5 protein-coding genes and 1 pseudogene are annotated in these 15,715 nt (G+C 30.7%); all 6 read left to right on the top strand.

What is annotated here, in order from left to right; translation table 11 throughout:
• Positions 1 to 438 precede the first annotated feature (438 nt).
• Positions 439 to 5,349 carry a cell wall-binding repeat-containing protein gene (locus BN1711_RS10715; RefSeq protein ID WP_050608143.1) on the top strand — a complete coding sequence of 1,637 codons (4,911 nt, stop codon included), beginning with the start codon at positions 439 to 441 and terminating at the stop codon, positions 5,347 to 5,349.
• Between the two features lie 194 nt (positions 5,350 to 5,543).
• The gene (locus BN1711_RS12885) at positions 5,544 to 5,666 is read left to right on the top strand and encodes a hypothetical protein (RefSeq protein ID WP_279233081.1); all 123 of its coding nucleotides are present in this window, start codon (positions 5,544 to 5,546) and stop codon (positions 5,664 to 5,666) included.
• A gap of 554 nt (positions 5,667 to 6,220) precedes the next feature.
• The gene (locus BN1711_RS10710) at positions 6,221 to 6,589 is read left to right on the top strand and encodes a hypothetical protein (protein WP_050608142.1); all 369 of its coding nucleotides are present in this window, start codon (positions 6,221 to 6,223) and stop codon (positions 6,587 to 6,589) included.
• A gap of 561 nt (positions 6,590 to 7,150) precedes the next feature.
• Positions 7,151 to 12,037 (top strand): cell wall-binding repeat-containing protein, encoded by a 4,887-nt coding sequence (locus BN1711_RS10705; protein WP_050608141.1) that lies wholly within the window; start codon positions 7,151 to 7,153, stop codon positions 12,035 to 12,037.
• Positions 12,038 to 12,390: 353 nt separating this feature from the next.
• Positions 12,391 to 14,163 carry a cell wall-binding repeat-containing protein gene (locus tag BN1711_RS10700; RefSeq protein ID WP_050608140.1) on the top strand — a complete coding sequence of 591 codons (1,773 nt, stop codon included), beginning with the start codon at positions 12,391 to 12,393 and terminating at the stop codon, positions 14,161 to 14,163.
• A gap of 968 nt (positions 14,164 to 15,131) precedes the next feature.
• A pseudogene (locus BN1711_RS12955) lies at positions 15,132 to 15,668 on the top strand (leucine-rich repeat domain-containing protein); the annotation flags it as partial.
• Positions 15,669 to 15,715 lie beyond the last annotated feature (47 nt).

Genomic DNA, 15,715 nt, shown 5'->3' with positions numbered 1-15,715 from the left:
AAAATTAAGGAGATTATGTAATACGAATCTTTAAGGAGGAAAATGTAAATTAATATAGAATAAGTAATAATAATAATAATAAAATATAAATGTTTTTTTAAAATCAAAATTATACAAAATAAAATAAAGTTAGTCATTTTTATATTAAAAACAATACAAAATCATGTCGAAATAAATAACAAATGGAAAATAAATTATAAAAATATGTCATATTAAATAGAAAAATGTTACAAAAAATATATTAAATTCATATAAAACAAGCAATATATATATATGGAAAAATGTCCAAGCGTATGCTATAATTAAGCATGACTTAGCATGGGCTTTTTAGAGCTCATTAAAATAAATGGGTTTAATTAAATAGCTTAATTATATTTTAAAATTAATACATTAATAAATTTATTATTATCTATAACATATTTGAGGAGGGTATAGACTATGAACAAGAAAAGTACAAGAGCACTAGCAAGTGCTACAGTAGTAGGATTAGTTTTAACAACAGCTATTTCTACAGGAAACGTACAAGCAGCACCTGGAAAGGTAGATAGACTTGATGGGGCAAACAGATATGAAACAGCTGCTAAGGTTGCAACATCAAATTGGAAAGCTGGAGAAACTAAAAATGTAATATTAGTTTCAGGACAAGGCTATGCAGATGCTTTAAGTGCATCATTATTAGCTCAAAAATTAGATGCACCAGTATTATTAACTGGAAAAGATAGCTTAGATGCTAATACAAAGAATGCTATAAACAAATTAGGAGCAAAAAATGTTTATATTTTAGGTTCTAAGGGAGTTATAAGCGAAAACATTAAATCTTCTTTAGAAAATGAAGGTAAAACAGTAAAAAGATTAGCAGGAAAAGACAGATATGAAACTAACATAGCTATAGCTAATGAATTAGTAAGCAATCATGGCGTATCAGCTAAAGAAGTTTTAGTTGTTAATGGAAATAAATACTTAGCAGATGCACTAACAGCTGCACCAGTAGCTGCTAAAGAAGGAAAAATACTTCTATTAGTAGGTGAAGATGAAAGTACAGCAAATGAAGCAAAGAAATTTATAGATGCACATAGTTCAAAAGTAACAGTTATAGGTAGAGATGTTACAGTATCAGATGTAATCTATAATAAATTAGGAGCAAGCAAGAGAGTAAAGGGTGGAGCTGATAGATTTGAAACTAATAGATTAGTTTTAGATGCATTTAACATGAAGGGCTCACATTTATATATAGCTAATGGACAAAATGATCACTTAGTAGACTCATTAGTTGCTTCAGCATTAGCTGGAAAATTCAATTCACCAGTAGTTCTAGTATCAAATGATAAAGATACAGATGCTAAGGCAGTTAAATATATGAAAGAAAACTTAAAAATAAATGATAAAACTGATTTAAATGTAGTAGGTAGCGAAGCAATTCTTTCTGATGATTTAGTTAAGGATATAGATAGTGTTGTTACACCACAATCAGAAGATGTAGTTGCAGCAGAAAAAGCAGTTAAAGCTTATGAAAGTGCTAAATTAACAAACGCAGAAGAAATTAAAGCTGCTAAAGAATTAAAAGCAGAAGCAGTTAAAACAGTTAAAGTTGTTAAAGATGAAGCTAAAAAAGCTGATTTTGAAAAGAGAATCGCTGAAGCTGATAAGAAACTAGCAGAAGCAGAAGCTAAGTTTGCAATTGCTGCTGACTCTGTAAAATCTTTAAATGAAACAGCTATTCAAGTAAGTGGATTAGCTAAAGATGTTAATGAAAAAGCTTTAGAAGGAAAGAAAATAACTTTAAAAGCTAATGATGTAGAATTAACAGCAACTTATGTTAAAGGAAGTCTTACAGAAGACGGAAAAGCTAATTTCGTATTAGAAAATGGAAAGAAGTTAACAGATACTGTTAAATATACAGTATCAGCTGATTGGGCTAAATTAACTATTGATACATTTACAGCTAGAGTAAAAACACCATATATAGCTAAAGTAGAAGTATCAACAAAAATTTTACCGGCTAATTTAGAAAAGAAGGATAAAGACTTAAATTTAGTTCGTTTTACAGCTAAAAATCAATATGGTGAAGATTTAACATTATCAAAAGAAAATGTTAAAGGTCTTGAAGTTAAGGGAACTATAAATGGAGCACCATTAAAAGTTGAAGAAATAAACAAAGATAACATAGAAAAAGGCATAATTCAAATAAATGTAGATCTTAAAGAAGGAGATAAAATATCTCTAGCATTAACAAAGAAAATTAATGAAAAAGATGTTGAAGTAGGTAATGCATCATATGTTGTAGTTAAGGGAGCAGCTCAAGTAGCTACAGATTTATCTGATATAAAAGCTACATACAAAGTTGCAGAAAATGGACATGAAAAAGATAAAAAAGCTGAAGAAGTATTACCAGATGATCAAATAGATTTAAAATTAGAGGTTAATGACCAATTTGGTAACCCAATGAAAAATGATACAGATGTAAGATGGGTTGTTGAAGAAGGAAAAGACTTAATAAATGTTACAACACCAGATTATAAAGATGGAGTAGTAGATTCAGTTGACTTTGCATATACAGCTAAGAATGCAGGAAAAGTTAAAATCACAGCTTACAATGTAGGAAATGGTAAGAGCAAATCTTATACAGTAGAAATAGGCGCTAAGAAGTTAACTGAATTAAAGTTAGCAGATGAAGCTGGAACAAGATTTAATAAAGATGAAAACATAGTTAAAGTTGTAACTCCAAACGATGGTGCAAATTTAAAAGCTTCAGATATTAAATTTGATGTTAAGACAGAGGAAAAAGGTTTAACTTCAGCTGACGTAGAAGTTTCAGCTAAGGTAAGAGGCGGCGAAGATAAAGATAAGAAAAATGATATAGTTATCGCTGTTAAATCTAAAAAAGCAGGAAAGTATACAATAACTCCTTATGTTGGGGAAAGTTTAGAAAAATCAACAGCCCACGGAGATGCTTTTGATGTAACAACTACAGTGGATCAAACTGTAACTAGCATAGATGATATTAAGTTTGATGCTGCAGAATTAAAAATAGGAACAGAAATAAAGAAAGATGTTACATTTAGAAATAAACATGGTGAAGTGGTTGTTGTAGAAAACAAAAAAGCTGATGTTACAGTTACACCAAATATAGATATAAAAGATGGTGCAAATGTTGCTACAGTAACTAAAGAAGAAAAAGATGGCGTTGCTAAGAATATATTAACTTTAAAATTAAAGGATGCTAAAAACTACAATGTAGTAGTAAACAAGGGTGACGTATTTAAAGCTTATAATTTAAAATTTGTAGGAGCAAAATTCACAGCTATAAATGCAGGAGCAGATATAACAGGAGTAGTTGCAGGAGATGCGGAAGTTAATAAAGCTAAATATCAAGAAGTTAAATTTTTAGATCAAGATGGAAAAGCAATGGATGTTAAAAAAGAGGATATAAAGGTATCTGTTACAAAACCAGACGGTCAAGAATTGGATGAAAAAGACTTAAATAAATTAATAACATTAGGAAAGACTTATAGTGTTGACAAAAAGGGTGTTGTTAATTTCGAAGAATCAGATGATAGTAAAGATAATATAGTAGCATATAAAATAAGCCCAGTAGCAACTCTTACACAAGGAACTTATACAGTTAAGATTGCAGATAAAGATAATAAGATATCTGATACAGTTACTGTAACAGTTGGAGCTAAGAGAGTAGCTAAAGCAGTAGAAGTAACTGCAACTTCAGCAAGTATCGCATTAAACGGAAAAACTGAATTAAAGATAGTTCCAAAGGATCAATATGGTGAGTTGATAGAAGTTGGAGCAGGTAAGATAGAAATTAAAGCAGGAGATAACTTTAAAATAGGAGCTGTATCTGAACTAGAAGATGACAAAGCTGTTAAGGTTGGATACAAAGCAGAGGTATCAGGAATTGCTAAGGGTTCAGGTGAAGTTGTTGTTAATGTTAAAGATGGCGACAAAGTTCTTGCAACTAACAAAGTTAAGATGACAGTTGACTCAGTGGCTGGATTAATAAACAGTGTAGAAATAGATAAAGAAGGAATACAACCAGCATACTCAACAAAAGAAGCAGGTACTAAGGTGCAATTAAAGGCTATAGCTAAAGATGCCAAAGGACAAGTAGTTCCAGTAGATGCATCAAAAGATTTAGCATGGAAGATAAAATCTGTAAAGGGAAAAGTTGCGGCTGAGGATCCTAAAAATGTTAAAGATGCTACAGTTGCTACAGTTGGAACAATTGCAGAACATACAGGAGAATTTACTCCAGCTCAAAACTTCAATGGAACAGTTACAATAGAAGTTTTAACTGCAAACATGAAATCAGCAGAAATAACTTTAACTTGTGATAGTAAAGAAGCAGCACCTCAAAAAGGAACAACTAATGTTGTAGCAAGTGAAGACAAGAAAGTTCTTGATGGAAACAAGGATAAATCAGGAATTCAAGTTCTTCTTGATGGAAAAGATGCAGATGGAGAAAAAGATGGAGCAGTTGTAGTAAAAGTAGTTGCTAAAGATCAATTTGGCAAAGATTTTAAAGAGACAAAAATAACTAATGCTAATGCTAAAGTAATGGTAGATGATAGATCTGTAGTAGATGCTAAAATAGATGATGCAACTAACTCAATTACTTTAACATCAAAAGCAAAAGGCACTGCCAATGTAAATGTAATATACAATGGAGATACTGTTAAATTAGAAGTTTCAGTTAATGAGGAAGCGGCTAAAGCAGCTAAAACAAAAGCTGAAGCAGATAATTTAGCAAAAGCTACTCAAGAAGCTAAAGAAGCCTTAAACGGAGCTATAACTAAAGCTAAACAAGGAAAAGATGCAGTTAAAGAAGGCACTGCAGCTGATCAAGTAGAAGAAGGAACTGATTTTGTACTAAAAGCAGATAAGGAAGATTATAATAAGGCTATAACTACAGCTGAAGGTATAAAGGATAATGGAAAATCAACTAAAAAAGAATTTGAAGATGCTTTAAAGGAGTTAAATAAAGCAACTGAAACATTTAACGGAAAGAAACAAAAAGGAACTAAGAAGGCACAAGATACAGATGCTACATTAAAGACTTTCACTATAGGGGGACAATCTGTAGTAGATCTTGAAAATGTAACAACTTCTGGAGCAGAAAAGACTTTTTCTGATTTCTCAAGTGATGCGGTAAAGGGAATAAATGTAGAAGCAAACTCAAAGAAAGTAAAAAAAGTAGTTGTAAAAGTAGGCAAAGATGAAGTTAAAGGCAAAGATTTAGCTGAGAAGGTATTATCTGAAAAGGATGTTATAACTGTAGAAGTTACAGCTGAAAGTGGTGCTACAAAAACTTACAAAGTAACTGTGAAAAAAACTGTATAATAAAAGTGCGAAACGTTACCTTATAAGCCTTATGGCGAAATAGGTGGAAAGTATTTAAGGGAAAAGAAACATTGCCTTTTCCCTATTTTCTAACTGTTCTATTGATTAGATAGGTGAAATTCCTATTCAGAGTAAACAGCACAATGCTCTGAGCTTGAGTTCTCTATATGGATTTAAACTGCTAAGTTAAATTTATGAAGCTAGGTAAGGTCGTAATACGTGAGAGTCGTATGCGGAGTTCTTTAAAAGATTGCTATGGTAAGGAAGACGAATCCATTATAATGCGTCTTATAGATACAATTCATGCTGTTAAATGATGGTTATGCTTACAGTTTGGCATGAATCAATATAATTGAAATATTGTATTGGCTTTGGAATAATTGGCTGTTAAACTAAGGCAAAGTAAGTCGTTAGTGGATACCTAAGGCAATTAAAAAAAGGGATAGATAGAACCGAACGTTTGATGTCGTATATAAATAGGTGTAGCAGCACCAATGACTTATATACGGGCTCAGCAGGTTCATAGTAGCGATGAAACTCAGCTGAAAGTTAGATTTTTAAAATATCTAAAGTACCTTTATGGTAACATAGGGGAAGGATAAAACTGAGTTAGCAAGGGAACCCAGTCGGTAATAGGAAGTTAAGTATTAAATAAATTTCAAATAAATGAACGGAACATATCAAAACTAAAACCTATCAATATAATACTAATCAAGAAAATCATAAACATAGCCAGATCACATCACTGGTTGAAAAATAAATAAACATGTCAATAAAGGTCATTGGGTGGAGTGAATCTACCCAATGATCTTTATTTTTACTAAGATAATATCTCTACTAATATATAAGTAATTATAGAAGGTGTTGTTATATGAAAAATAAAAAAACAATATTAAGTAGTATAGTAATATTAATTATAATATTGGGAGCATTTATATTTAATTCTCAAAGAATAAGCTACACTAAAGAATTTACATATCATCCTAAGTATAAAAACATGCAAGTTCAAAAAAGTGAATCAGCTAAAAGAGATAATCTTGGAAATGCTGTATATAAAGTAAAAGGGACTAAATATAAGAGCTATCTGAAAGGCTATAAAAGAGTTTTAGAAAAAGATGGATGGAAAATTATAAAAGATAATAACCTAGAAAATATAGAGGCTAAAAAGGATGGGCATATAACTAAAATTAATGTAGTTGACGCTAAAGACCATTTAATTGTATTAGTTTGGACAAAATAAAAAATAGGAAAAGACTATTAAATGAATATATTATTTAATAGTCTACTTTTATACTAATTTAAAAATAGACAAGTAATAACAAAATATTTATAAAAATAAAGGTTGAACAACATAAATATTTAAAAAAATATATAATACTACAAAGTAATCTAATAAAATACAATATTCAATAAAATATTTTTTATTTTACTATTTTAAAAGGGGTAAAAAAAACCTTGTTATTAACGAAAATAATAAGATATAGTAACAGTTTTTATATTAAAAAACATTATTATAAGAATCTAAACATAAAATAAACTTTAGACTAAACCTTATAATTCCAACGATTACATAGGTTTTTAAAGTTACAATGAGCACCCATGTATGTAAAAATTAGGTTATATTTAATCCAAAATATTTATAGATATCCTAATATTTATAAAAAATGTATAATATATATTTATAGAAAAAACTTGCGGTATATGCTATAATTAATCATAAATTGTAAAATATTTTGAATGAAATATTGTATTGTTTTAATTATTTTTTAAAATATTAATATATTTTAGGAGGGTATAGACTATGAACAAAAAAAGTACAAGAGCACTAGCAAGTGCTACAGTAGTAGGATTAGTTCTAACAACAGCTATTTCTACAGGAAACGTACAAGCAGCACCTGGAAAGGTAGATAGACTTGATGGAGCAAACAGATATGAAACAGCTGCTAAGGTTGCAACATCAAATTGGAAGGCCGGAGAAACTAAAAATGTAATATTAGTTTCAGGACAAGGTTATGCAGATGCTTTAAGTGCATCATTATTAGCTCAAAAATTAGATGCACCAGTATTATTAACTGGAAAAGATAGCTTAGATGCTAATACAAAGAATGCTATAAACAAATTAGGAGCAAAAAATGTTTATATTTTAGGTTCTAAGGGAGTTATAAGCGAAAACATTAAATCTTCTTTAGAAAATGAAGGTAAAACAGTAAAAAGATTAGCAGGAAAAGACAGATATGAAACTAACATAGCTATAGCTAATGAATTAGTAAGCAATCATGGCGTATCAGCTAAAGAAGTTTTAGTTGTTAATGGAAATAAATACTTAGCAGATGCACTAACAGCTGCACCAGTAGCTGCTAAAGAAGGAAAAATACTTCTATTAGTAGGTGAAGATGAAAGTACAGCAAATGAAGCAAAGAAATTTATAGATGCACATAGTTCAAAAGTAACAGTTATAGGTAGAGATGTTACAGTATCAGATGTAATCTATAATAAATTAGGAGCAAGCAAGAGAGTAAAGGGTGGAGCTGATAGATTTGAAACTAATAGATTAGTTTTAGATGCATTTAACATGAAGGGCTCACATTTATATATAGCTAATGGACAAAATGATCACTTAGTAGACTCATTAGTTGCTTCAGCATTAGCTGGAAAATTCAATTCACCAGTAGTTCTAGTATCAAATGATAAAGATACAGATGCTAAGGCAGTTAAATATATGAAAGAAAACTTAAAAATAAATGATAAAACTGATTTAAATGTAGTAGGTAGCGAAGCAATTCTTTCTGATGATTTAGTTAAGGATATAGATAGTGTTGTTACACCACAATCAGAAGATGTAGTTGCAGCAGAAAAAGCAGTTAAAGCTTATGAAAGTGCTAAATTAACAAACGCAGAAGAAATTAAAGCTGCTAAAGAATTAAAAGCAGAAGCAGTTAAAACAGTTAAAGTTGTTAAAGATGAAGCTAAAAAAGCTGATTTTGAAAAGAGAATCGCTGAAGCTGATAAGAAACTAGCAGAAGCAGAAGCTAAGTTTGCAATTGCTGCTGACTCTGTAAAATCTTTAAATGAAACAGCTATTCAAGTAAGTGGATTAGCTAAAGATGTTAATGAAAAAGCTTTAGAAGGAAAGAAAATAACTTTAAAAGCTAATGATGTAGAATTAACAACAACTTATGTTAAGGGAAGTCTTACAGAAGACGGAAAAGCTAATTTTGTATTAGAAAATGGAAAGAAATTAACAGATGCTGTTAAATATACAGTATCAGCTGATTGGACTAAATTAACTATGGATACATTCGTAGCTAAAGTTAGTGCAACTTATGTAGCTAAAGTAGAAGTATCAACAAAAGTTTTACCAGCTAATACAAAAGATTCAGATTTAAATTTAGTTCGTTTTACAGCTAAAGATCAATATGGTGAAGCATTAGATTTAGCAGGAAAAGTTGATGCTATTAAAGTTACTGGAACTATAAATGGAGCACCATTAAAAGCTAATGAAATAAATAAAGCTAATATTGCAAATGGTGTAATTGAAATAGATAAAGACCTTAAAGAGGGAGATAAAGTATCATTAACATTAACAAATACAGTTAATGATAAGGATATAGAATTAGGTTCTGTATCATATGATATAGTTAAAGGAGAAGCTCAAGTAGCTACAGATTTATCTGACGTAAAAGCTACATATAAAGTTGCAGAAAATGGACATGAAATAAATAAAGCTGCTGAAGAAGTTTTACCAGGAGACCAAATAGATTTAAAATTAGAAGTTAATGATCAATTTGGTAATCCAATGGCTGAAGATGCACATACAACAGTAAGATGGGCAGTTGAAGAAGGAAAAGACTTAATAACTAAAGTTGATGGAAATGCAATAGAAGAAGTATCAGATGCTCCAAACTTTAGCTTTAAAGCTGCAAAAGCAGGAAAAGTTAAAATCACAGCTTATAATGTAGGAAATGGTAAGAGCAAATCTTATACAGTAGAAATAGGTGCTAAGAAGTTAACTACATTAACTTTAGCAAATGAAGCAGGAGCAGGATCATATAACAAAGACGAAAATATAGTTAAAGTTGTAACTCCAAACGATGGTGCAAACTTAAAAGCTGAAGAAATTAAATTTGATGTTAAAACAGATATAGAGGGTGTAGATGTATCAAAAATAGTTACAGCTAAAGTAAGAGGCGGAGAAGAAGCTAACAAGAATGATATAGTTATTGTTGTTAAGACTGATAAGCCAGGAAAATACACAATCACTCCTTATGTTGGAGAAAACTTAGAAAAATCAACAGCACATGGAGATGCTTTTGATGTAACAACTACAGTAGATCAAACAGTAGCTAGCATAGATGAAATTAAGTTTGATGCTGCAGAATTAAAAGCAGGATCAGAAATAAAGAAAGATATTACATTTAAAAACAAACACGGTGAAGTTGTTGTTGTAGAAAATGGTCAAGCTAACGTTACAGTTACACCAGCGAAAGATGGTGCTGATGTTGCTACAGTAACTAAAGAAGAAAAAGATGGTGTTTCTAAGAATGTATTAACTTTAAAATTAAAGGATGCTAAAACTTACAATGTAGTAGTAAGCAAGGGTGACGTATTCAAAGCTTATGATTTAAAATTTGTAGGAGCAAAATTCACTGCTATAAATGCAGGAGCAGATGTAACAGGAGTAGTTGCAGGAGATCCAGCTGCTAAGGGTAAGGTACATGATCAAGAAGTTAAATTCTTAGACCAAGATGGAGTAGCAACAGAAGTCGAAGCTAAAGATTTAACTGTAAGTGTAACTAAACCAGATGGTCAACCATTAGAGAATGTAGAAGATTTAGTTCAATTAGCATCAGCTTATGGATTTAACAAAGAAACAGGAGCAGATGAATTTGCTAAAGCAACAGGAGTTGCTAAGGTAAAAGGCTTTAGAGTAAAAGCATCAGATGCATTAACTCAAGGTGTTTACACAGTTAAGATTGCAGATAAGGATAATAAGATATCTGATACATTTACTGTAACAGTTGGAGCTAAGAGAGTAGCTAAAACAGTAGAAGTAACTGCAACTTCAACAAATGTTGCATTAAACGGACAAACTGAATTAAAGATAGTTCCAAAGGATCAATATGGTGACTTTATAGCTAATACTGCTGGAGTTAACATAGAAGTAAAAGCAGGAGATCATTTTGCATTAGAAGGAGCAGTAACTCCAGTAGAAGAAAAGGGAGCTACAGTTGCATATAAAGCAATAGTAAAAGGAACTTCTAAGGGAACAAATGATGTTATTGTTAATGTTAACGGTGCAATAGTAGATGGAAAAACTCCAGTTCTTGCAACTAACAAAGTTAACATGACAGTTGATTCAGTAGCTGGATTAATAAATAGCATTGAAATAGATAAAGAAGGAATACAACCAGCATACTCAACACAAAATGCAGATAATAAAGTAAACTTAAAAGCTATAGCTAAAGATGCTAAAGGACAAGTAGTCCCTGTAGATGCATCAAAGGATTTAGCATGGAAGATAAAATCTGTAAAAGGAAAAGTTAATGATAAAGATGCTACAGTTGCTACAGTTGGAACAATTGGAGAACATACAGGAGAATTTACTCCAGCTCAAAACTTCAATGGAACAGTTACAATAGAAGTTTTAACTGCAAACATGAAATCAGCAGAAATAACTTTAACTTGTGATAGTAAAGAAGCAGCACCTCAAAAAGGAACAACTAATGTTGTAGCAAGTGAAGACAAGAAAGTTCTTGATGGAAACAAGGATAAATCAGGAATTCAAGTTCTTCTTGATGGAAAAGATGCAGATGGAGAAAAAGATGGAGCAGTTGTAGTAAAAGTAGTTGCTAAAGATCAATTTGGCAAAGATTTTAAAGAGACAAAAATAACTAATGCTAATGCTAAAGTAATGGTAGATGATAGATCTGTAGTAGATGCTAAAATAGATGATGCAACTAACTCAATTACTTTAACATCAAAAGCAAAAGGCACTGCCAATGTAAATGTAATATACAATGGAGATACTGTTAAATTAGAAGTTTCAGTTAATGAGGAAGCGGCTAAAGCAGCTAAAACAAAAGCTGAAGCAGATAATTTAGCAAAAGCTACTCAAGAAGCTAAAGAAGCCTTAAACGGAGTTATAACTAAAGCTAAACAAGGAAAAGATGCAGTTAAAGAAGGCACTGCAGCTGATCAAGTAGAAGAAGGAACTGATTTTGTACTAAAAGCAGATAAAGATGAGTATAACACTGCTATAACTACAGCTGAGGCTATAAAAGATAATGTAAAGTCAACTAAAAAAGATTTTGAAGATGCTTTAAAAGAGTTAAATACAGCAACTGAAACATTTAACGGAAAGAAACAAAAAGGAACTAAGAAGGCACAAGATGCAGATGCTACATTAAAGACTTTCACTATAGGGGGACAATCTGTAGTAGATCTTGAAAATGTAACAACTTCTGGAGCAGAAAAAACTTTTTCTGATTTCTCAAGTGATGCGGTAAAGGGAATAAATGTAGAAGCAAACTCAAAGAAAGTAAAAAAAGTAGTTGTAAAAGTTAAAGATGTTGAAGTACAAAGCACAGATTTGGCTACTAAAGTATTGGCTGAAAATGATGTTGTAACAGTAGAAGTTACAGCTGAAAGTGGTGCTACAAAGACTTATAAGGTAACATTAAAAAAATAATAAAATTTAAAAATGAACGGAATTTTAATCATATCTAAAATCATAAATATGATCAGATCATATCACTGATTGAAAACTAAATATATCATGTCAAAAAAGGGACTACTAGATAAATATCATCTAGTAGTCCCTCCCTTTTATAAAATATAGGCAATTTATAGTTAATATATATAATGGTTACATAAAAAATCAAATATAGTAATAATAGTGAAAAATAATATTAAATTATGTAAATATAAAACGAATATATTTATAGTAAGTAAAAATAAAATATATTCTACTTAAAACATATGATGTATTTAATTTTTATCTTACTTTTTTACATTTATTAAAAATAATAGGAGGTATAAAACATGAAAAAGCAAACTACAAAAACATTAGTAAGTAGTACAGTAGTTGGATTGGTTTTAGCTACATTTATTCCAGCAGGAAACGTAAAAGCGCATAATGATTATGTGAAAAGGTTTGTAGGGGCTGATAGATATGAAACAGCTGCTAATGTTGCAAATTCAAATTGGAAATTAGGCGAAACTAAAAACATAATATTAGTTTCAGGTGAGGGTTATGCCGATGCCTTAAGTGCATCCTTATTAGCACAAAAATTAAATGCTCCAATATTATTAACTAGGAGGGATGAATTAAATAAAAGTACATATGATACTATTAATAAACTTGGGGCAAAAAATATTTATATTTTAGGGTCTGAGGGAGTTGTAAGTAATAATATAAAGACTTTCTTAGAAAAGCAAGGAAAAAGAACAGTAAGATTAGGAGGCAAAGATAGATTTGAAACTAATTTGGCTGTGGTTAATGAATTGGTTAATAATCATGGTGTAAGTCCTAAAGAGGTTCTAGTAGTAAATGGTAACAGATATATAGCTGATGCTTTAACAGCGGCGCCAGTAGCTGCAAAAGAAGGTAAAGTACTTTTATTAGTTGGTGAGGATATAAGTAGTGTTCATATAGCTAAAAAATTTGTAGAAACTCATAATTCTAGGGTAACAGTTATAGGAAATAAAGTTACAGTATCTGAGCATATTTATAATAAACTAGGAGCAACTAGAAGAGTAAAAGGGGGAAAGGATAGATTTGAGACTAATAGGTTAGTACTTGATGCTTTCAAAATGTACAATTCCCGTGTTTATATAGCTAATGGACAAACAAATCATTTAGTAGACTCACTTGTTGCATCGGCATTAGCTGGAAAGTACAAATCTCCTATAGTTCTAGTTTCAAATGTTGAAGAAACAGATAATAAGGTAGTTAATTATATATATAATACCCTAAAGGTAGATAATAAGAGCAACGTAAGTGCCATTGGTTCAGAGACTATTCTTTCTAATGAATTAGTAGAAAAAATAGATAAAGTTATAAAATTAAAGGATTCTAATGAGGTTGAAAACGATAAAGAAAATAAATTAGAAAAAACTTATTTAGATGTAGTAAAAGAGGATGGAAAAACATCTATTGATGAAGATCCTAATCAACCAGGAATTCAAGTATTATTAAATAATAAAGAAGATGTTAAATTTAAGCTTGTGGAAAAGGGTAACAAAACAGTAGCAGTTAAAGAAGTTAATGATAACTCAATAGACTTGGGAAACGCATCTGTAGTTAACAAACAAGTTGTGGGAGAAACTGTAACTTTAACAGCTATTAAAGAAGGAAAATCTACAATTACTATAACTTGTGGATCTGAAAAAATTAAAATAGATGTTGTAGTTAAAAATAAAGAAAAGACACAGGTTCATGAGGACTCCAATAAGGAAAATCATAAATCAGAACAAAAACCTAAAGATTCTAATGGACAGCCTAAAGAAAAGGATGAAAAGGGTCATGAAAGTGAAGATGAAAAACCAGCTGTGGATCCAGTTGTAAAACCACAACCAATAGCTAAAGTTTTATTAGCAGATGGGTCTGTTGTTGGAGCAGTTGAGGGCTCTGAAAAAATAATAGTACCTACAGGAAAGAAATATAAAGTTACAGTAGAGGGAAAAGTTAAATATGTAAAAGCCAATGGAGAGTTGTCTGACAGGGAGGAAGATTCAGCGGTTTTAGCTGGAAAGGAAATAATAGGATTAATTAATGGAAAACAATATAAAGTAGAAGAAATTGCCCAACAATAAAAGTGCGAAACGTTACTTTATAAGTAAATAGAATTTACGAAAAAAGTGGAACAAAAAAGTTCTAACTGCTCTATTGATTGGATAGGTGAAAATCCTATTCAAAGTAAACAGCAAATAGCTTTGAGCCTAAGTCCCCTGCACGAGTTTAAATACTGTTATATTTAATTTGTGAAGCCAGGTAAGGTCGTAATCTGTGAGAGTCGGATGCGGGGCTCCTAAAAAAACTGCTATGGTAAACGGTGCTAATCCATAAGTATGCGTCTTATAAAAATATTTCATACTGTTAAATTGATAGCTATGCTTTGGGCTTGGTATGAAACAATTAAGTTGAAATGCTTAATTGGTTTTGGAAAAATTAGCTGTTAACCCAAAACAAAGTAAGTCGTTAGTGGATACCTAAGGTAGTTAATATAAGGGATAGATAGAGCGGAACGTTTGATGCTGTATATGAGAAGGTGTAACAGCACTAATGATACATATACGGGCTCAGCAGGTTCATAGTAGCTATGAAGCTCAGCCGAAAATCAGAGTTTGGAAGTCTCTGAAATACCTTTAAGGTAACTTAGAGGAAGGATAAAACTGAGTTAGCAAAGGAACCTAGTCGGTAATAGAAAGTTAAATGGGAAGTTAAGTATTAAATTCAAGTTAGTCATATCTAAAAAAACGAACCGTGTTATATGATTTTTAAAATCGTGTAAGATGGTTTATTGTCGATTATCTAATTTTCAAGCCTTACGTAAATTATAAGAAAAATTTATACATAGGAAGGTATGTATTTGAAAATTAAATGTAACATATTGTAAAAAAAGAAAATATATATGATATAATTGGTGGTGATATTACAACTTCCGACTTCCTATTAATCGAGTGAACGCCTTATGCCATGAAAGTGGCACGTAGGGTGTGGACCAGTTAAAAACCTTATAAAAGGTTAGACTTGGGATAGCAATAATAAGAATTTTGAGTTTATCAATGGAAAAATTACTAAATATAATGGAAATGAAAAAAATGTAGAAATTCCTGAAAAAATTAATGGTGAGAAAGTAATAATTATTGGATCAGGGGTTTTTATGAACAAGAAATTAGAATCAGTAAAATTGCCAGAAACTATAGAAACTATAGAATATCAAGCTTTTGCTAAAAATAATTTAACCAGTATTAAATTACCTAAAAGTTTAAAGGAATTAGGTAATTTGGCATTTAGCGACAATAAATTAAAATCTGTAGATATACCTAAAGGTATAAGTAACATAGCTACAGGATGTTTCTCAAAAAATGAAATAACTTCTATAAATATTCCTAAAGGGGTTAGCACAATAGGTAGAGCTGCCTTTATGGGGAATAGGTTGGAAAGTATAATTATTCCATCAACGGTGGATACAATTGGGGCAGGGGCTTTTTCAAAGAATAAATTAAAATCCGTAACTGTGCCGGAAAATGTTAGTGATATAGGTAAAAGTGCCTTTGAAAATGGCGTTGAAATAACTTATGAGAAGTTAACTGAAGCTATTAAGTACGGAGAAAAAATAAATAAAGATGGAAAAAGTAAAGA

It is taken from the genome of Clostridium niameyense (assembly GCF_001243045.1).
GTDB lineage: Bacteria > Bacillota > Clostridia > Clostridiales > Clostridiaceae > Clostridium_F > Clostridium_F niameyense.
The sequence above is the reverse complement of the archived record's forward strand: the minus strand, read 5'-3'. Positions and strand labels throughout refer to the sequence as shown.